This window comes from Rhodococcus sp. AG1013 (genome assembly GCF_003350365.1).
In the GTDB taxonomy this organism is placed as follows: domain Bacteria; phylum Actinomycetota; class Actinomycetes; order Mycobacteriales; family Mycobacteriaceae; genus Prescottella.
In genome coordinates this window covers 312,096-331,087 of the sequence record NZ_QQAT01000001.1, presented here as the reverse complement: position 1 = coordinate 331,087, position 18,992 = coordinate 312,096, and the positions used below count along the sequence as shown (strand labels likewise).

Below are 18,992 nucleotides of genomic sequence, written 5' to 3'. Positions count from 1 at the left end.
TCCGAGTGTGCCTCGACGGCGCCCCCGCTGTGTCCCGATTCGCGAGGACGGCACGAGACCGGCCTCCACCGGAAAACGTCAGTCCACGATCACCCCTGCCTCGACGGCCGCGGCGCGATACGCGTGTGCAAGGGAGTCGACGGTGTCGTGCGCGTTGAGCCCGCTCGGGTTCGGCACCACCCACAACTCGGCACCCTCGAAGCCGTCGGGCTGCCGGCCCTTCTGCGCCGCCCGCGCGCCGAACGCGGCCCGGTAGGCGGTGATGCCGGCGACCGCGACCACCCGCGGGCGCACCGTCGCCACCACGTCGCGTAGCCGCTGTCCGCCCGCCCGCAACTCCGCCGCGGTGAGCTCGTCGGCCCGGGCCGTCGCGCGCGCAACAAGATTCGTGATGCCGACGCCGCGCCGGACGAGCAGATCGCGGTCGGCGTCGGACATGCCGGCGGTGGGATCGATCGGCCGGTCGACGATCCCGCCCCGCAGCAGCGCCGGATAGAAGCGGTTGCCCGGGCGCGCGAAATGCGCCCCGGTGGCGGCCGTCCACAGCCCCGGATTGATGCCCACGAACAGCAGGCGACACCCCGGACCGATCAGATCCGGGACCTCCTTGTCCCGGAACGACTCGAGTTCGGCGCGGCTGAATCCCATGGGGACAGCGAACCGCACCGGTCAGGTGTGGGCCAAACCGTCAGGATCCCTCGTAGGCCGCGCGGATGACACCGATGTCGAGTTTGCGCATCCCCAGCATCGCCTGCGTGGCCCGCTGCGCCCCCTCGGAGTCCGGGCCCCCGATGTACGAACCCAGGGCGGCAGGAATGATCTGCCACGACACCCCGAACCGATCCTTGAGCCAACCGCACTGGCTCTCCTGCCCACCATCGGCCGTGAGCTGGGTCCAGTATGCGTCGACCTCGGACTGGTCGGCGCAGCTCACCTGGAACGAGATCGCCTCGTCGAAGGTGAACTCGGGCCCCCCGTTGAGGATCGTGAAGTTCTGCCCGTCCAATTCGAACTCGATCGTGAGCGCGAGGCCTTCCGGTCGGTGCATGTCGGGGCCGTAACGGGAGATGTTCCGGATCTTCGAGTTCTTGAACACCGAGGTGTAGAATTGCGCGGCCGCCTCCCCTTCGGTGTCGAACCACAGGCACGGAGTGATCTTCTGCATGACATGGTCCCTTTCGACAGCCTGACGAATACGGGCCACCCAATACTCATATATTCAGACCGCTTGTGCAGGGCAAACTCATCGGAGAGCCGTCATCAGCGCCGCGACCAGGACGAGGAGCCCGATGTATCCGACCGCGTGGGCCCGGTCCGGAATCCGCCCGATCGACCGTCGGACGATCGCGATGGCCGGTAAGGCACCCGCCAGCAGCGCCCCTGCTGCGGCCACATCCACGAGCCCCACTCGCAGCCCCGTCGCCGACGCGACGGCTGCGGGGCCGGTGGTTGCGTAGATCACCGACGCGGCGAGTGCGACCGGCAGCGTCAGCAGGTTGGCCAGGCCTGTCGCGTCGATCATCGACATCCCTCGTCGGCGCAGGATCGGCACGGTCATCACGCTGCCACCGACTCCCAGAAAGCTCGCGACGGATCCGACCGCGACTCCGCCGATCGTGGTCGCGGCGCCGCCCGGCGACCGCCGGTATGTCGCCGGCGCGGCGAGGAAGCCGCGCCTGACAGATACGTCGACGACGGTGGCGACGAGGTAGACCACGAAGAACGCGTGAACGACCGCCCCGTCGACACGCGTCGCCAGAAGCGCGCCGAGCAGTCCACCGATCGCCAGGGCTGGAAGCAGCGTTGCCGTTCCCGCCAGTCGGCGTCCGCCGTTCCGGCGATATGTGTAGGTCGCGATCGTCGCGTTGACCACCATCACCGCCGCCGAGGTCGCGACGGCAACATGCATCGCCGTATCCGCGGGCGCCGTCGCCGACCGTCCGATGAACCAGTACACGACCGGAACCGTGACGAATCCGCCCCCGAAACCGAAGGCGACGGTGGTGATTCCGGTGATGCACCCGAAGAGAAGAAGAACCGCAATACTCACGGCTCCGACGCTACGAACCCCACGAGTGGCGCACAATCGATGACCCGTCATCCTCTATCGCGAATCCGCCACCTTCCGGCGTACCGTCTTCTGGTGCGCAACGTTCCGGTCGACGATCTCGACACCACCGATCGCGCCGTCCTCGCCATCGGCACCGACTACCCGCCGCGCCACCTGCTGGATTGGCACCGGCACCGCCGCGCCCAGTTCCTCTTCGGCGCCTCCGGCGTCATGCAGGTCGAAACCGATTGCGGCACATGGACCGTACCGCAGGACCGAGCGGTATTGATTCCTCCCCGCACCCGGCATCGCGTCACGATGCTCGACGTCAGTACGCGCAGCCTCTACATCGAGCCTGGTGCGGCGCCCTGGTTTCCCCGGGCATGCCGAGTCGTCGACGTACGTCCACTCCTGCGGGAACTGCTCCTCGCCGCGGTCGACGTCCCCCTCCGGTACGACCACTTCGGCCGTGACGGCGCACTGATGACCTTGCTCCTGCACGAGATCGCCGACACCGCGCCGCTGCCGCTGGAACTACCGTTACCCGGACACCCCGAACTTCGCGCACTGTGCCAGGCGTTCCTCGACGCCCCCGACATCCACGACCGGAACCAGGCGTGGGCCCACACATTGCACGTCAGCACCCGAACCCTCGATCGGATGTTCTCCTCCGAGACCGGGATGAGTTCGGCGAGTTGGCGTCGACGCGCCTGCGTCCTCGCCGCACTCCCCGAACTGGGAACGGGACGCCCCGTCGCAGCTGTCGCGGCCCGCCTCGGTTACGCCAGCCCGGCGTCGTTCACAGCGATGTTCACCAAGCTGCTCGGCACACCACCGAGCAGCTTCTCTCCCCGATGACGCACTCGCTCGTCAGCGCACACCGGTAGATTGGAACGCGAACGCCACCCGCGAATCATCGATCGCCAGGGAGTTCGCATGTACCACGTTCCCGACATGCAGGGCCGGTACGTCATCGTCACCGGCGCCAACAGCGGCACCGGTAAAGAGGCCACCCGACGGCTGGCCGCGGCGGGCGCCCATGTCGTAATGGCCTGCCGCACTCCGCGCAAGGGCGAGGCCGCGTGCGCGGAGATCATGCACGACCTTCCGCACGCGCAACTGGAGATCCGCCGGATCGACCTGGCCGATCTCGGATCCGTCCGCGAATTTGCCGCCGGTTTCCTCGACGACGGACGCCCCCTCGACCTCCTGGTCAACAACGCCGGGGTCATGTCGCCGCCCGAGCGGTTCGAGACCGTCGACGGATTCGAGCTGCAGTTCGGCACCAACTTCCTGGGCCCGTTCGCCCTGACCAATCTCCTGCTGCCACTGCTGCTCGACGCGCCGGCCCCCCGGGTGGCCACGATGACCAGCGGCACGGCGCACTACGGACGAATCAACTTCCGGGACCTGCACTCCGCACACCGGTACAGCCCGGCGTTGAGTTACGCGCAGTCCAAGCTCGCCGACATGCTGATGGCGCAGTACCTCGCCGGCGTCGCGGTCGAGCGCGGATGGAACCTACTCAGCACGTATGCGCATCCCGGCTACACCCGCACCAACCTGCAGACCGCGGGTGCGAGCCTGGGCCGGGACCGGGCGCGGCACGGTGTGTTCTCGGGCAGCGACCGCACGATCCTGCCGTCCCAGGATGTCCAGCAGGGCGCCGAACCCCTCCTGTTCGCCGCGACCAGTCCCGATGCCGCCCAGGGCGGGTACTACGGGCCCGGCGGACGAATGGGACTGATCGGCCCGACCCGCCGACTCGACCAGCCCCGCAGCTCGCGTGGCGTCGACCTCGCACCGTCACTGTGGGCGGTGGCCGAAAAGCTCACCGACACAACCCTTCCGTACTAGGGACAATCGACCGGGGGCATCAACTGAGGCATTGACTGGGGCATCAATGGCGCATTGACAACATCCGCGCGGCGCGCAACACTGAACTAGATGGTTCAGCATTCGGATCTCGACGCCACGTTCGCAGCGCTGTCGGACAGCACCCGTCGCGGAATTCTCGAACACCTCACACGGGGAGCGGCAACGGTCAGCGAACTGGCGGAGAGTTTCGAGATGACCCTGACCGGGATCAAGAAGCACCTGGCACTCCTCGAGGCCGCCGGCATGGTGGTGAGCGAGAAGCGCGGTCGGGTCCGGTTCTGCCGACTGGGCACCAATCCACTTCGGCAGGAACTCGATTGGATGCTCGGATACCACCGCGAGGTCGAGGCGCGACTGGACCGTCTCGAGGCATTCCTGGAGAACGACGACCCCAACCGAACGGAGAAGGATCGATGACCAGCCAGACATCCGCCACGACCGTCACCACCCCGGGCGACCGTGGCCTGCACATCGAACGCACGCTGAATGCGCCCCGGGATCGCGTGTGGGCCGCATACACCGAACCCGAGCTGCTCGCGCAGTGGTGGGGCCGCGGCAACAGGCTCGACATCGAGAAGTGGGAACTCGAGCGGGGTGGGCACTGGCGCTTCGTCGAGCACCACGAGGGCGGGAGCTCCGGCTTCGAGGGGCGCTTCCGCGAGGTCACTCCGAAGGACCGCATCGTGTGGTCGTTCGAATGGGACGGGATGCCTACTCACGTATCCGTCGAGACCATCGATTTCGTCGACCTCGGCGACGGCCGCACGAAGTTGGTGCTGGACTCGATCTTCCTCACGGCGGAGGACCGGGACGGAATGATCGAGTCCGGCATGGAACAGGGCCTCAACGAGAGCTTCGCGGCCCTCGACGCGATGCTCGCCCGCACCGCGTAACGAAATTCATTTGGACGATCGTCCAAATGGATTTCGGGAAAACGCCGTATCCGAGGCGACCCGTGGCCTATATTTCGTTTCGATCACAATCGCTCGACGAAACCTTGGTCAGGGGAGAGTCCGCCATGAACCTCAATCTCATCTCACTGTTCCCGCTGATCGGAACGATCGGGAACCTGCTGAACTTCGGCAGCACCATCGAGTTCAGCTGATCCGATAGTCGACGAACACCCCGGGACGATCCCGGGGTGTTCGTCGTTTCGAGCGGGCTCCCGGCGGCCTGACCGCCATCCGCCGGGTCATCCCAGCGGCAGGTACGTGGGCAGCGTTCGTCCACGGATCAGATCGCCGGGGAGCTCGATGCGTTCGGGTGGACTGTCACCGGTCAATCGGCGTAGAACCTGCCGGGCCGTGGCTGCGGTTATCTGCTCGATCGGCTGCCTCCAGGTGGTCAGCCCCAGAACGGGGCTGGCGAGTTGTCCGATCCCGTCGTATCCGGTGAGAGCAATGTCGTCCGGCACCCGGACGCCGAGCGCAGTGAGTTGTTCCCACGTACTCAGCAGGGTGGGGTCGTTGGGACACATGATGACCGAGACGTCGTCGAGGCAGCGGGCAAGAATATCCGGCTCGGGATGGTCACCCGCGGCCGCCCGAGGGATCGCGACGGTGTCGATGCCCGCCTCGGTCAGGGCCCGCTGCATCCGGGTCGATCGTTGGTGCAGTGTCGTCGAATGCTCCGCAGCCACATGCAGCACCCCGACAGCGCGGTGGCCGGCATGTGCGATCAGCCCCGCTAGGACCTCCGCTCCACGACCGTCGTCGCAGACCGACCCGATCGACGGCGAGGTGCTCGCGCGCCCCATCAGGACGGTCGGGAGGCGCTGAGCCACCGGAACGATCTGCGCCTCGGGCATCCGTCCGGAGGCGATGACGAGGGCTTCGGGCCGCAGTCCGAGCAGTCCGGCCAGCACATCGCCGGGCGTGGTACCGGCCGATGCGGTACCGACCGCGAGGGAGAATCCCGCCTCCTCGAGATGTTCCTGGAGGTGAGCGATCATCTCCCCGTAGAACGACAGCCGCACGGATCGGACGAACACTCCGATGATCTTGGTGTTCTTCGCTTTCAATGCTTGGGCGCGTACATCTTTGATATAGCCGAGCCGGGCCGCGACCGCCTCGACATGCTGCCTGGCATCGTCGGAGACGCCGGGCTGCGCCAGCAGCGCACGGCTGGCCGCCGACTTCGACACCCCCGCTGCGGCCGCGACATCCGCAATGGTGATGCGGTCAGCCATGTCCGGTGCCCGATGCGCCCCGGTCCGCCGGCGTGTAGTCGACGCTCAGTCCGAGATGATCACTCGGCCAGGCGCCCTCACCGTCCGGTTCGCCGATCACCTCGGCGCAAACCACTTCCATTCCGGACGAATGGAATTGGTAGTCGAGGGTGTAGTCGAGCGCCCGCGCCGCCGGGCCGTCCGAACGAAGGTGCGCGGGCGTGTCGCCGACCAGTGGGTTCCTGGCGAGCACCGTCGCCCGGGCGGCCGCGGTGGCGCCGTTCCAGCTGTCCCGAAGCCGGTCCTCGATGATCGCGGCGTACTCGGGGCTGTCGGGGACGAGGTTGAAGTCCCCTCCCAGGATCTCGTGATCCACCGGTTCCATCTTCCGATGCAGGAGATCACCGATCTCGGCCAGCTGCCGCAGCCGCACCGCAGTGGTGGCTTCGATTGCGCCGAAGTCGATTCGAATCCCCGAATCTCGGGCGAACCTCCTGCCGGTCTCGGTCATCTGCCATGCCGACGGGGTGTGGCGCAGATGGGTCGAGCCGACTCTGATCCGCGTCGAGTCCACCTCGAGTACCGCGGTGGTGAGGTAGTAGTTGCGGCCGTCGTCCCCGGCAAGACAATCGACGCGGACCTCCGACGGCTCCCGTGTGGACAGCACGGCGGGGACGCTGACGAGGTCGGCGGCGTCGTCCGGGACGGCGGCGACGTGCATGCCCAGCTCCGCCGCGAGGTCCTCGGCGTGCCGTGGGCTCGATTCCTGCAGGAGGACGAAATCCGGGCGGCGGGTCGCCACGGCTGCCGCCAGCAGCCCGACCCGCTGATGGCGGTTCGTGTGCAGGACGTTCCAGGTCACCACGCGCAGTGTGCTCATCGTCAGGACTCTCTCTCTGTGTCGAAACCGGCGTACGAACTCGATGGGTCGAACCGGAGGTAGGTGCGGTCGTCGGGGGTCTCGGCGCCCGGTCGGAGCGGCTTGCCCATGGCTGCCAGCTCGCCGATGCAGGCCGGGTCGTGTGCAATGGCGGCGAACAGTTCGCGTTCGGCGCACGCGAGCGTGGCCGCCGGCCCCGGATACCCGTCGCTCGCGAAGACCACGGTTGCGGCGCCGGCGACCGGGAACACCTCGATATGGCAGTCGGGGACGGCACTGCCGTCGAGCACTCCGTAGCCGAAGGCGGCGTCCCGGTTGGCGAGGTGGTGTTGCAGTTCGAGCAACGGCCGGCTCGCCGCCAACCCCGGGTCCTGATCGCGCAGCGCGTCGAGAGACTCTCCGGCCGCCGCATGGGCCGCAACGACTGCCGCTCTGAACAAGGTCATAGCCTGATCCACGCGTTTCTCGCCCGGGACTACCCGGTCGCCGATGCGCAGGTGGATATCGCCGATCCTCCATATCTCGCGGCGCGCCCGCGAGTAGACCGCGGCGACGGCACCGGACGGGCCGGCGTGATCGGGCCGGATGTGTGTGAGCGCCTGACTGATCGTGTCGACGGCACGGCGGGCCGACACGTTCGGCTCCAGCCGGGCGATCTCCCTGGCGACGGTCTCGGCGTAGAGCCGACCGCTCGGGGCCTGTCCCCTGTCGCGCAGCGGGCTCGACATTCCGTCGACGACGGCGGCGAAGTGTTCGGTGACGACGAGAGCGTCCTCGCACGCCGACACGGCACTCTTCGGCGCGATGAACCATTCCTGCGCGTAGGCGTTCTCCCCGGAAAGCTCCACGAGGGCGCAGGGTTCGGCACTCTGAACCCCTCCGACGCAGGGGATGGGTGCGGGACTCACGGGCACGGGAGGACAGCTCCTGTTCGTCTGGATAGTTGGTGGATCATCGTCGGCCGACCCCACGTCTGGATGCCCGCAGCGCCATGCGATCGGCGAACAGCACGACCACGATCGAGAGCGCCGTGATGGTGACGACGTAGGCGGTGGTCAGGCCCACCAGGTTCGGATCCTGTTCGGCAGCCAGCGTTCCGAGCGTGACACCGAGCGGCTTGTTGTTGATGTTGTAGAGCATCACCGAGACGGTGTACTCGGAGAGGGTGTCGTTGAACCCCAACGCTGCGACCTGCAGGAGCACTGGCGTCAACGCCGGCAGGATCACCGTCAGGAACCTTCTCGTCGGGCTTGCGCCGAGCGACCGGGCCGCGTCGTCGAGCGATGGATCGAGACCGGCGTAGGTGGCGGTGACGAAGCGCGACACCACCGGTAGGAGCAGGACGGTATACGCCAGCGGCAGGATCCAGTACGTGCCGACCAGGACCTGACCGCCGACGAGCGCACTCCCCGCACCGAAGGCGATGAGGAACCCCAACGCGACGAGGATTCCGGGGAGAAAGTACGGCAGGAACATCGTGAGCTGGATGACGTCACCGACGAACCTTCGTCGCGACCGATACGAGAGGTGCGCAGCGACTGTTCCGATGACGAGCGCCAGCGGGATGGCGAGTACGGCGAGTGTGAGTGAATTGACCAGTGGCTCATAGGCGGTCGGGTTCGTGAGCATCCGGACGTAGTGCTCGACCGTGAGCTCGGGACTGATCTCGCCGCGACGGATCGCCTCCACCGGAGCCAGCGACAGCAGCGCCGTCACCACCAGCGGGGCCAGATTGACGATCGCCAGCAGGTACGCGGCCCCATAGGCGAGGAACTTCGTACCCCGACCGCGTAGCCGAATCGGCTCGAACGGCCGCGGCGTCTTGCTCGACATCACGGCACCGCTGCGGCGCTCCTGACGCAGCGCCCACACCAGCAACACCGTCGTCGCCGCGCCGAGCAGCAGTCCGAGCAGCGCGGCCATGTCCATGCGCCCCAGCCCCGACAGGGACTGGATCATCGGGGCGATCATGGTCAACTCGGCCCCACCGAGGATGGTCGGCGCCGCGAACGATGTGAGAGTCGAGATGAAGGCCATCAGCACCGACGCCAGGATCGTCGGCTTCAGCACCGGAAGCACCACCCGGAACAGAGCCGGAAGCGGCCGCATTCCCAGCGACCGGGCCGCCTCGACCATCGAGAAGTCGACACGCCGGATCGCCGGCCGCAGGAACAGGAAGTGGTACCCGGTCATGGTGAAGGTATGCACGAAGATCACCGCGCCCATCCCGGAGAACCAGTCATCGGGCAGGCCCGGGATCACTGCTTGCAGAGTTCGGGTAATGAGCCCGTTCTCGCCGTACACCATCGCGTATCCGGTCACTGCCGCGATGGATCCGAACACCAGCGGCACCGCGTAGGCGACTGTGAGAAAACCCCTTCCACGGATCGCGAAGGCTTCGAGGAAGAACACCTGAGCAATCCCGACCACGTTCGCCGTGACCGTCGAGATCACCGCGATCACCAGAGTGTCGCGCACGGCACCCACGACCCGGCCCGAGTCGATCAACCTCGACGCGACCTGTCCGACGGATCCGTGGTCCGAGCGCAGTACCGCATCGATCACGCTGAGATTCGGAAAGAACAGGAACGTCACGACGAACCACCCGAACGCGGCGACCGCAGCGGCGAACAACAGTCGCTTCACACGGCGGGTGAGGCCACCGGACCGCGAGGTCGTCGTCGCGGTCGGCGTCGCCGTCGTCCCGGTCATGCCGACAGCTCGATCAGATCGGGCAGGTCGAAACCGCACCGCACTTCGTCACCGACGTGGAGAACCGCGTTGCGGTCCGAGCCGGCGAGCATCGTCAGTCCCTGCCCGCCGATCTCGACGCGGTAGCGCGTCGTCGAGCCGAGGAACGCGGCGTCGGTGACGGTGCCGCCGGCCACGCAGTCGAGCCCGGCTCCGTCGGCAAGCCGCAACCGCTCGGGACGTAGCGCCAGCTGACCTCCCCGGGCCACGCCGAACAATGCCCTGGTCCCGGATTCGAGCACGTCGATCGAGCCCACGAACTCGCCGACGTAGCGGTTGACCGGCGAGTGGTAGACCGCGTGCGGGCTGTCGACCTGCTCGATGCGGCCGGAGTTCATCACCGCCACCCGGTCTGCCAGCGCCAACGCCTCTTCCTGGTCGTGGGTGACGTACACGGTCGTCACACCCAGCTCGCGGTGCAGGCGCTTGATCTCATCGCGCAACGTGACCCGCAGCCGTGCATCGAGATTCGACAGGGGCTCGTCCATCAGCATCACCGACGGCTTCGTTGCCAGGACCCTGGCGATCGCGACCCGCTGCTGCTGACCCCCCGACAGTTCACTCGGCGTCGCGTTCGCGAACGCGTCCAGTCCCGTCAGTTCAAGGACTTCCGCGGTGCGCGAGACGACCTCGGCTCTGGGCAGCCTGTGCACCTTCAACCCGAACTGCACGTTCTGCGCCACCGTCAGGTGCGGAAACAGCGCGTAGCTCTGGAACACGAAGCCGATTCCGCGCCGCTCCGGTTCGACCGCGGTGACGTCGCGACCGTCGACGACGATGGAGCCCGACGAGATCGGGACGAATCCCCCGAGGGCCCGGAGCAGGGTCGATTTACCGCACCCGGACGGCCCCAGAAGCGCCACGAACTCGCCACTGCCGACCTCGAGGTCGAGCGGGGGGATCACTGTCTTGTCGCCGTACCGGACCTGTACACCCTTGATACCGATCATCGTCGGACACTCACTCCCCGTTGCACCGGCACCGCTCAGCCGCCGAGAATGTCGAGCTGGATCCGCTCGAGCCACGACGACATTCGCGGCGCCACGACGCCCCAGTCGATGTCCTGCTTGCCGATCTCCGCCAGTGCCGCCTCGGCCTCCGGTAGCTGCGCCAGCGCCTGCGGATTCACCGGGGTGTCGCTGCCGGTCGTCTTCACGAAGTCCGCCTGGACCTCGGCCGACCCGAACCAATCGATGAAGCGCTTCGCCGCATCTGCGCGATCGCTGCCGGCCACCAGACCGATGCCGGTCGACACGAAGGGCGAACCACCCTCGGCATCGACCACACGCAGATCCAGCCCGTTGTCCTTCGCGCCGGTCTCGATGCCGCCGAGCCAGTTCACGACCACCGGCTGTTCTCCGGAGGTGACCCGGTTCCAGTCGAATTTCTGGCCCGATGCGACCGGTACCGCATTCCGCAGAATCCGAGTCAGCAGGTCCCAGCCCGCATCCGTGACCTCACCCGATTCGCGGTCGGTGTGGAGCCACAAGATCCCCGCGACCGCAGCCTGCCCGGTCTGACTCGTCACGCTCGGGAACACGAACTTGTTCGCGAACCGCTCGTCCGCCAGATCCTCCCACTTGCGTGGCGCCTGCGCCGCGTCGAGAGCTGCCGGATTGTACGCCATCACGATCGGAGTCTGCGAGAACAGGGTGAAGGCCCCGGTGCCCGAGTCGAACTCGCCGGGCACCAGATCTCGCCAGACGGGCGAGTAGTCGGCCAGCACACCGGCAGCCCCGATCTGGTTCAGCTGTGCCTCGCCGAGCCCGAGAACGACATCGGCCTGGGCATTGTTCTTCTCCGCGAGCAGCCGCTCGGTCAGCTCGCCGCCGCCACCGGAGACGAACGAAACATCGAGACCGAGAGCATCTTTGGCGTGAGACGCAATGTACTCACCTCGCGGCCCCTCGCCCTGCGGCGAATAGACCAGGATCGAATCCGCGCTCGATTCCCCTCCACCACCCGACGAACACCCAGCAAGTGCGAGCACACCCGCCAAGGCAGCTGCACCCACTGCCAACACCGACCGCTTCACCATCACACGACCTCACTCTCGGGGACCTCGTTCCGAAAGTGATCGTCAATGGTCGAACCGACACGGCGGTGGCGCCATCGGCACCGCTGAGTGAACAGACGGGAACGTTCCCGGGATCGTTCCCGGGAACGATCCCGGGCCCCTGGTCGACGAACCTTCTAGGTGCCCTTCAGGTTGAGGATCTGCCGCAACTCGTGGCGGATCTCGACGAGATCACGGGCGTCGTCCATGACGACGTCGATGTCCTTGTAGGCGTCGGGGATCTCGTCGATCCATTCGGCGCCGTGCCGGTACTCGATCCCCTGCATGCGCTCGGCCAGGTCCGCCACGGTGAACCGCTTCCGGGCCTGTGTGCGGGAGAACCTGCGGCCGGCGCCGTGCGGGGCGGAGCACAGTCCGGGCTTGCTGCCCTTCCCCCGGACCACGTAGGAGCGGGTGCCCATGGAACCCGGGATGACGGCGTCCACTCCTTCGTGGGCGTTGACCGCGCCCTTGCGAGTGAGCCACACCTTCTCGCCGTAGTGCTCCTCCTGCTCGGTGTAGTTGTGGTGACTGTTTATCCGCTCAGCCTCGACCACCCCCTCACCGATCCACTCCCCCAGTACCGCGCTGTAGCGGTCCATCATCTCGGCCCGGTTCAGGAGCGCGAACCGCTGCGCCCACCGCAGTTCCCGGATGTACGCCCAGAACTCGGGCGCACCCTCCGCGAGGTAGGCGAGGTCCCGGTTGGGCAGCTCGATGTGCCATGTCCGGCACAGCTTCTGGGCGATCGCGATGTGCTTCTGTGCGATCTTGTTGCCCACTCCTCGGCTCCCGGAATGCAGGAACATCCACACCCGATCCTGTTCGTCGAGGCACAGCTCGATGAAGTGGTTGCCGCCACCGAGGGACCCCAACTGCTCACGCCACTTCGGGGAGTGCGACAGGTCCACGCCGTCCTTCGCCGCGCGCTCCTCGAGTTCCGCGATCTTCGGCTCCGCGAACCATTCCCCGAGGGATGCCGTGAGGTTGTAGTTGCCCGGGGACAACGGAATTGCATCCTCGAGCCGCAGGCGGAGTGCATGGAGCGTCCGGCCGCGGGCGCCGGCTCGTTCGATGTCACCGGCGTCGAACTGGGTTCGGGCAGCGATCATTCCGCAGCCGATATCGACGCCGACCGCCGCCGGGATCACCGCACCGCGGGTCGGGATCACCGTTCCGACCGCGGATCCCTTGCCGCTGTGCGCGTCCGGCATCAGCGCCACGTGCGGGTACACGAACGGCATGGACGCGGTTTCCCGCGCCTGTGCAAGGGCGGTGTCGTCGACGTGGCTGGCAAAGTTCAACAGGTTGTGGCCGTGCTCGGTGGGGGTCACTGTCCTACTCCGGTCGTGGACGATCGCGCGGGGATCGCCCGCGGCGTCGTCCGAATGATTGGTAGTCCCACCGTAGAGCGATTTCGGGCCCGGGCAAGCGAATATCCGCGCGACGGCGTTCAATGGATCGGGACCGGCGAGCGCATCCACAGGACGGTGGTAGGCATGACAGGACACGACGACTGGTCTCGCGATCACGGAGCCACCGCCCTGCGACGCCACGCTCCCGAGGTTGCGTCCACGCTCGACCGTCTGGTCGCCCTCGTCCCACCCATCGGCGACGGCTCCGGCGTCGCGCGGGCCCGCGAGGTGTGCGGGCGGACGCTGTCACTCCCGCCGCTGCCCGCGCCGCCCGTGACCTCCGCACCCGCGAACGCCGACGGGACCACCCAGGTGCCGCTCGAGTTCGCCGAGCAGTTCAGCGCCGACGTGTCCATGATCGACGACGCCATGCGGGGCGCGCTCGCGTCGGCGCTCGGCGACCGGACCGGCACCTTCGTGCAGTCGCTCTACGTCGCCGACTGGGTGCCGCGCGTCCGCGCCGGACTCGACGCGCTGTTCGAGGGCGCCGACGCCGACTGGGGCATCCCGATCGAGTGGGCCACCGAGGGTGAACCGTGGCCGCTGATCCAGCGCACGCTGGTCGACGTCGCCCGGCTCCGCGAACTCGACCCGGTGACCACCGAGGTCGTGCGCCTGTACCAGGCCCGCCAGCACAACTGCCGGCTGTGCAAGTCCCTGCGCAACCGCACCGCACTGCTGGCGGGCGGCGACGAAGCCGTCTACGCCGAGATCGACGACTACCGCAGCGGCGGGCTGTCCCCGCGCCACAAGGCGGGGCTGGGCCTCGCCGAGGGGCTGACCTGGCAGCCCGGCCATCTCGATCCGCAGGCGATCGCGGCTGTGCGCGAACACTTCTCACCCGCCGAGGCGGTGGAGTTGGTGCTCGACATGATGCGCAACTCTTGCAACAAGATCGCGGTGTCGACGGGGACCGATCAGGCCAACATCGCCGACGGTGTCGATATCTACGACGTCAACCCCGACGGCTCGGTGGACTTCGGCCTGGCGCTGCCCGGCTGAGAGACCGGTTACCGCACGGCGCTGACCGGCCATTGCCATGCCCCGCGCGCGGGAGGAAGGTGGGGTAAGGAATGGGGCCGGTGGCGCCCCCGGGCGCCACCTCGAGCAGAAAGAGGTGGATCGTGTACGCACGTTCTACAACTATCCAGGCGCATCCCTCGTTCATCGACGCCGGCATCAAGCACGTCCGCGACACCGTGATGCCGGAACTCGCCGACATCGAAGGCTGCGCCGGACTGTCGCTGCTGGTCGACCGGGACTCCGGGCGCTGCATCGCCACCAGTTCGTGGATGGACGAGGACGCTCTCCGCCAGAGCGAGGGGCCCGTCATGCAGCTTCGCGATCGGGCCGCCGAGGTCTTCCACGGCACCTGGCACGTCGAGCGGTGGGACATCGAGGTCCTGCACCGCGATCATCCGTCCCACCACGGCGCGTGCGTCCGCGCGGCCTGGTTCAAGGTGGAGCCGGGCACGATGGCGCGCGCTGTCGACGTCTACAAGCTGGCGGCATTGCCCGCGCTGGGCGAGGTCGACGGGTTCTGCAGCGCGAGTCTGATGGCCGACCATGCGGCCGGACGCGCGGTGTCCTCGGTGACCTTCGACAGCGTCGAGCAGATGGCGGCCAGCCGCGAGCAGGGCGAGACCATCCGGAACGCAACCCTGAGTGAGGCCCGAGCCGAGGTGCTGGAGGTGTGCGAGTTCGAGCTCGCGATCGCCCACCTGCACGTGCCCGAGATGGTGTGATCACCGAGTCCGCGGATCCGCGCGCCACGTGAAGTGGCGCCCGGTCCTCGGCCGTGCACCGATCACGCGACCTGCAGCACCCCCTGCCGCGACAGGATCGGACGCACCCCCTCACCGAACCAGTACGCCTCCTCGATGTGCGGCTGACCGGACAGCACGAAGTGCTCGACGCCCACCGCCGCGTACTCCTGGATCAGCGACGCCACCTCCGCGTGGCTGCCGACGAGAGCGGTTCCGGCGCCGCCGCGGACCAGCCCGTACCCGGCCCACAGCCCCGGGTACACCTCGAGGTTGCGCAGATCGGCGCTCAGGCCGAGCTGACGTCGTTGGCCTTCGGACTCGCTCTGTGCCAGGCGGTTCCGTGCCAGCTCGATCTGCGCGGGATTCATTCGCTCGACCAGCTTGTGTGCTTCGGCCCACGCCTCCTCCGAGGTGTCGCGGGCGATGACGTGCGCGCGGATCCCGAAGCTCAGGGTCCGTCCGTGCAGTGCGGCGCGGCGGCGGACGTCGTCGATCAGGGCGCCCACCCTCGTAGGCGGCTCGGTCCAGGTGAGGTAGGTGTCGACATGCCGGGCGGCGACGTCCAGGGCAGGCTCGCTGGCCCCACCGAAGAAGATCCCCGGCGCCGGCGACGGCGTGGGGAGTGCCGCCGCACCCTCGACTGTGTAGTGGGTACCCGCGAAGTCGAACGGCGTCCCACTCCACGCACCGCGGACGATCTCGAGGAACTCCCCCGTCCGCTGGTAGCGCTCCGCCTTGGTGAGGAAGTCGCCGAACCGGCGCTGCTCCTCTGCGTCACCGCCCGTGACGATGTTGAGCAGCAACCGACCGCCGGACAACTGCTGGAACGCCGCGGCCTGCTGCGCGGCCAGCGTCGGGGTGATCAACCCGGGCCGGAACGCGACGAGGAACTTGAGCGTGCGGGTCTCCCGGATGAGCGCCGCGGTCGTGATCCACGCATCAGAGCACCACGTGCCGGTCGGCGTGAGCACCGCTTCGAAACCCAACTGCTCCGCAGTCCTGGCGACCAGGGACAGGTAGTCGAGCGACGGCGGACGAAACGCAGACGCGCGCCCCGCGGCCTCCTGCGGGTCGAGCGCGCCGATCACCTCCCGCCCGTCCCCGGAGGTGGGCAGGTACCAATGGAAATGCAGAGTCATGCGGGAATCCCTTCGAGAACGCCGAGATGAGTGAGAACTGTGCTGCGCAGGCCGACCACGTCGGGGTCGGCACGCAGCCGAGGGCGGGGCGCCGAGACCGCGACGTCGTGGGCGATCCGGCCGCCGTCGAGGACGAGCACCCGGTCCGCGAGCAGCACCGCCTCCTCCACGTCGTGGGTGACGAGCAGGACCGCGAAGCCGCGCCGCTTCCACAACCGGATCAGTAACTCGTAGGCGGTGATTCGGGTCAGCGCGTCCAGCGCACCGAACGGTTCGTCGAGGAGCAGCAGCTCGGGCTCGCGGACGAGGGCCCGAGCCAACGACACCCGCTGGGCCTCGCCGCCGGAGAGGGTCAGCGGCCACGCGTCGACACGGTGCGCGAGGTTCACCTCCGCGAGGGCATCGACCGCGCGCTGCCTGCCGTCGGCACCCGGCAGTCCGAGCGAGACGTTGCGGTGCACCCGTTTCCACGGAAGCAACCGCGGCTCCTGGAACGCGACGGCCACCGAACCGTCGACGTCGATGCTGCCGTCGTGTCCGTGGTCGAGCCCGGCGACGGTCCTCAGCAGCGTCGACTTGCCCGAGCCGCTGCGTCCGACGAGCGCGACCATCTCGCCGCGGCGCAGGGTCAGGTCGATGCCGTCGAGGACGACGTCGGAGCCGAAGATGCGTCGCACGCCGCGGGCGGTGACGACGGCGTCGCTCACGCCCCCTGGTACGTCTTGCGCCATGTCAGGAGCCTCCCTTCGAGGGCCCGCACGATCGCGTCGGTTGCGAGACCGAGGAACGCGTACACGAGCAGGCCGAAGATGACGATGTCGATGCGGAAGTAGATGCGGGCGTTGTTGACGAGATACCCGAGCCCGGCGTCCGCGTTGATCTGTTCGGCGACGATCAGCGCCAGCCACGCGACGCCGAGGGACAGCCGCAGCCCGGTGAGCGCCTGCGGCAGTGACCCGGGCAGAACCACATGGACCGCGAGTTGGAACCTGCTGAGCCCCAGCGTCTCCGCGGCCTCGATCAGCTTGCCGTCGATGCTCCGGATGCCGGCGAACAGGTTGAGATACAGCGGGAACATCACCCCGAGCGCCACCAGGAGCACCTTGGGCTCCTCGCCGATCCCGAACCAGATGATGAACAGCGGGACCAGCCCGAGGAACGGCACCGTCCGCAGCATCTGGATGGGCGGATCGATGGCGAGTTCGACGATCCGGGAGAACCCGGCGAGCACGCCGAGCACGACGGCGAGCGCAACCCCGAGCACGACACCGAGGAGCACCCGCTGCACCGACACGGCGAGTGCGTCCTGCAGGCTGCCGTCCGACCACAGTTCGGCGGCCGCCGAGATCACCTGCGCCGGCGAGGCAATCGTCTTGTCCGACACCACTCCGGCGCTGCTGAGTACCTGCCACAGCACCAGCAGTACCAGCGGGGAGATCAGTCGCAGCAGCGGCGTCCACGAACGGCGTCGGCGCGGCGGCGTCGGCGCGGCGGTATCCGCTGCGGCGACGGTCACGACATTCTGCGTCAGGACCGCGGTCATTTCCCGCCCTCCTCGATCTGCGGGTTGAACCGGGCGTCGAAGTACTCACCGGCGACGGGAGCCTGCTTCAGCAGTCCCGCCGAGGCGAACAGGTCGATCAGCTTCTGCTGCTTCGCGATGCGCTGGTCGTCGATCGGAACGTAGGAGCCCTTCGACGTGTCGAACGACGCCGCCGCAACGTCCTGCGGGAGCTTGGTCAGCTTCGCGAAGATCGGCACCCACGCCTCCGGGTGCGCGTCGGCCCACACCTGGGCGCGGGACAACCGCTGGAAGAAGTCGGCCAGCGCCGCCGACTTCGCCGGGTCCGCCAAGGCCTCCGACGCGGCCGAGAAGTAGGACTGGCCGGTGGTGACCTCACTGCCGTCGGTGATCACCTTGGCGCCGGCGGTGTTCGTGCCGATGGTCGCGTAGGGGTTCCACACCGCCCATGCGTCGACCTGGCCGGAGGCGAACGCGCTCAATGCATCTGCGGGGCTGAGGAACTGGAACTGAAAGTCCGATACCGGCAGGTTCGCCTGCTCGAGCAGGCCGAGGACGAGGCCGTGCGAGCTCGAGCCCTGCGTGACCGCGATCTTCTTGCCCTTCAGGTCGGCGATGGACGACGCGGTCGAGTTCGCGGGCACCAGCAGGAAGTCGTTGGCGCCGGTCCGCGCTTGCACCGCGACGATACGGCCGGAATTCCCGGTGGCCTGGGCGAACACCGGCGGCACGTCGCCCGTGCCACCGGCGTCGATCTTGTTGGCGCCCAGCGCTTCCAGTAGCGGCGGTCCCGCCTCGAACGTGGACCACTCGATGCCGTAGTCGAGGCCGTCCAGCTCGCCGGCCGCCTCGAGGAGCGACTGCGTGCTCTTGACCTGGTCACCGATCCGGAGGGTGACATCGGACCGCGGGTTTCCGGCCGTGGCAGACGGTTCCGAGGCACTGGAACTGCTGCAGGCGGTCAGAGCGAGGGATGCGATGACCGCGGCGGCGGTCAGGGAGAAGCGTAGACGCGTCGAACGACGCATGGAAAACCTCCGATACGTACGTGGGGAGTGCACAGACGATCCCGAGCGGTCGTGGACGACCGGCGGGCGAGCAGAGTGACGGCCCCTAGTTCCCGAGGGCCGGCGACATCAACAGGAGCGCGGACAGGGGGCGGCCACGCAGCAGGCCGGAACGGCGTGCCGGTGTGCCCGGGTGTCGACGCTGAATGTCATGCCGCGAATCCTGTGCCCCACCGCTGCGGTCGTCAACGGCTCCCGGGCGGTCACCGACGGCCGGCCCCCGCCTGTGCAGGCGGTTCAAGAGTTTGAATCACTCCAGTTCGATACCCGCCGCGATTGTTGCCATCGGGAGACCGTGTCT

21 protein-coding genes are annotated in these 18,992 nt (G+C 67.9%); 7 read left to right on the top strand and 14 right to left on the bottom strand.

The features are described from left to right. Positions 1–78: 78 nt before the first annotated feature. The 3 genes from DEU38_RS01630 to DEU38_RS01620 all read right to left on the bottom strand — a co-directional run bounded on the left by DEU38_RS01630 (position 79) and on the right by DEU38_RS01620 (position 2,044). Positions 79–648 carry a mismatch-specific DNA-glycosylase gene (locus DEU38_RS01630; RefSeq protein ID WP_114718368.1) on the bottom strand — a complete coding sequence of 190 codons (570 nt, stop codon included), beginning with the start codon at positions 646–648 and terminating at the stop codon, positions 79–81. Between the two features lie 40 nt (positions 649–688). After that, positions 689–1,165: a VOC family protein gene (locus DEU38_RS01625; RefSeq protein ID WP_114718367.1), complete on the bottom strand. Its 477-nt coding sequence runs from the start codon at positions 1,163–1,165 to the stop codon at positions 689–691. Between the two features lie 78 nt (positions 1,166–1,243). Beyond that, positions 1,244–2,044 carry a sulfite exporter TauE/SafE family protein gene (locus tag DEU38_RS01620; RefSeq protein ID WP_220181877.1) on the bottom strand — a complete coding sequence of 267 codons (801 nt, stop codon included), beginning with the start codon at positions 2,042–2,044 and terminating at the stop codon, positions 1,244–1,246. Positions 2,045–2,143: 99 nt separating this feature from the next. Here DEU38_RS01620 and DEU38_RS01615 point away from each other — a divergent pair, with 99 nt between their 5' ends. The 5 genes from DEU38_RS01615 (at position 2,144) to DEU38_RS27985 (ending at position 5,033) form a co-directional block, all read left to right on the top strand. Next, positions 2,144–2,908, top strand: a complete 765-nt coding sequence (locus DEU38_RS01615) for a helix-turn-helix transcriptional regulator (protein ID WP_114718365.1) — start codon at positions 2,144–2,146, stop codon at positions 2,906–2,908. A gap of 78 nt (positions 2,909–2,986) precedes the next feature. Continuing rightward, a complete protein-coding gene (locus DEU38_RS01610; RefSeq protein WP_114718364.1) occupies positions 2,987–3,907 on the top strand; it encodes an SDR family oxidoreductase in 921 nt (306 codons plus the stop codon). Positions 3,908–3,997: 90 nt separating this feature from the next. Further along, positions 3,998–4,345, top strand: coding sequence for a helix-turn-helix transcriptional regulator (locus DEU38_RS01605; protein WP_114718363.1), 348 nt, complete (start codon positions 3,998–4,000; stop codon positions 4,343–4,345). Further along, positions 4,342–4,821, top strand: coding sequence for an SRPBCC family protein (locus DEU38_RS01600; RefSeq protein WP_114718362.1), 480 nt, complete (start codon positions 4,342–4,344; stop codon positions 4,819–4,821). The genes DEU38_RS01605 and DEU38_RS01600 overlap by 4 nt, the downstream gene beginning before the upstream one ends. 26 nt (positions 4,822–4,847) lie before the next feature. After that, entirely contained in the window at positions 4,848–5,033 is a 186-nt protein-coding gene (locus DEU38_RS27985; protein ID WP_147283443.1) for a hypothetical protein, read from the top strand. 87 nt (positions 5,034–5,120) lie between these two features. Here DEU38_RS27985 and DEU38_RS01595 read toward each other — a convergent pair whose 3' ends face one another. From DEU38_RS01595 to DEU38_RS01570, 7 genes are all read right to left on the bottom strand, one after another. Then, a complete protein-coding gene (locus tag DEU38_RS01595; protein ID WP_114718361.1) occupies positions 5,121–6,116 on the bottom strand; it encodes a LacI family DNA-binding transcriptional regulator in 996 nt (331 codons plus the stop codon). After that, positions 6,109–6,975, bottom strand: a complete 867-nt coding sequence (locus DEU38_RS28245) for an endonuclease/exonuclease/phosphatase family protein (RefSeq protein WP_181818644.1) — start codon at positions 6,973–6,975, stop codon at positions 6,109–6,111. Before DEU38_RS28245 ends, DEU38_RS01595 begins: the two co-directional genes overlap by 8 nt. A 2-nt stretch (positions 6,976–6,977) precedes the next feature. Further along, positions 6,978–7,823 (bottom strand): hypothetical protein, encoded by an 846-nt coding sequence (locus DEU38_RS28240; RefSeq protein ID WP_174909009.1) that lies wholly within the window; start codon positions 7,821–7,823, stop codon positions 6,978–6,980. Between the two features lie 103 nt (positions 7,824–7,926). Then, complete coding sequence (locus tag DEU38_RS01585) at positions 7,927–9,687, bottom strand: iron ABC transporter permease (RefSeq protein ID WP_114718360.1); 1,761 nt, start codon at positions 9,685–9,687, stop codon at positions 7,927–7,929. Then, complete coding sequence (locus DEU38_RS01580; protein WP_114718359.1) at positions 9,684–10,676, bottom strand: ABC transporter ATP-binding protein; 993 nt, start codon at positions 10,674–10,676, stop codon at positions 9,684–9,686. The genes DEU38_RS01585 and DEU38_RS01580 overlap by 4 nt, the downstream gene beginning before the upstream one ends. A 35-nt stretch (positions 10,677–10,711) precedes the next feature. After that, positions 10,712–11,740: an extracellular solute-binding protein gene (locus DEU38_RS01575; RefSeq protein WP_181818643.1), complete on the bottom strand. Its 1,029-nt coding sequence runs from the start codon at positions 11,738–11,740 to the stop codon at positions 10,712–10,714. 179 nt (positions 11,741–11,919) lie between these two features. Then, on the bottom strand, positions 11,920–13,116 hold the full coding sequence (locus DEU38_RS01570) for an RtcB family protein (protein WP_174909003.1): 1,197 nt from the start codon (positions 13,114–13,116) through the stop codon (positions 11,920–11,922). 165 nt (positions 13,117–13,281) lie between these two features. Here DEU38_RS01570 and DEU38_RS01565 point away from each other — a divergent pair, with 165 nt between their 5' ends. After that, positions 13,282–14,199, top strand: coding sequence for a carboxymuconolactone decarboxylase family protein (locus tag DEU38_RS01565; RefSeq protein WP_114718357.1), 918 nt, complete (start codon positions 13,282–13,284; stop codon positions 14,197–14,199). A 71-nt stretch (positions 14,200–14,270) separates the two neighbouring features. Continuing rightward, positions 14,271–14,942, top strand: a complete 672-nt coding sequence (locus DEU38_RS01560) for a hypothetical protein (RefSeq protein WP_114718356.1) — start codon at positions 14,271–14,273, stop codon at positions 14,940–14,942. A 62-nt stretch (positions 14,943–15,004) separates the two neighbouring features. Here the strand turns inward: DEU38_RS01560 and DEU38_RS01555 are convergent, their stop codons facing one another. The 4 genes from DEU38_RS01555 to DEU38_RS01540 are packed head-to-tail and all read right to left on the bottom strand — an operon-like array spanning position 15,005 to position 18,652. Further along, positions 15,005–16,102: an LLM class flavin-dependent oxidoreductase gene (locus DEU38_RS01555; RefSeq protein WP_114718355.1), complete on the bottom strand. Its 1,098-nt coding sequence runs from the start codon at positions 16,100–16,102 to the stop codon at positions 15,005–15,007. Further along, positions 16,099–16,833, bottom strand: a complete 735-nt coding sequence (locus tag DEU38_RS01550) for an ABC transporter ATP-binding protein (RefSeq protein ID WP_114718354.1) — start codon at positions 16,831–16,833, stop codon at positions 16,099–16,101. Before DEU38_RS01550 ends, DEU38_RS01555 begins: the two co-directional genes overlap by 4 nt. Then, positions 16,806–17,645 (bottom strand): ABC transporter permease, encoded by an 840-nt coding sequence (locus DEU38_RS01545; RefSeq protein ID WP_114718353.1) that lies wholly within the window; start codon positions 17,643–17,645, stop codon positions 16,806–16,808. The genes DEU38_RS01550 and DEU38_RS01545 overlap by 28 nt, the downstream gene beginning before the upstream one ends. Next, positions 17,642–18,652: an ABC transporter substrate-binding protein gene (locus DEU38_RS01540; RefSeq protein WP_114718352.1), complete on the bottom strand. Its 1,011-nt coding sequence runs from the start codon at positions 18,650–18,652 to the stop codon at positions 17,642–17,644. The genes DEU38_RS01545 and DEU38_RS01540 overlap by 4 nt, the downstream gene beginning before the upstream one ends. Between the last annotated feature and the right edge of the window lie 340 nt (positions 18,653–18,992).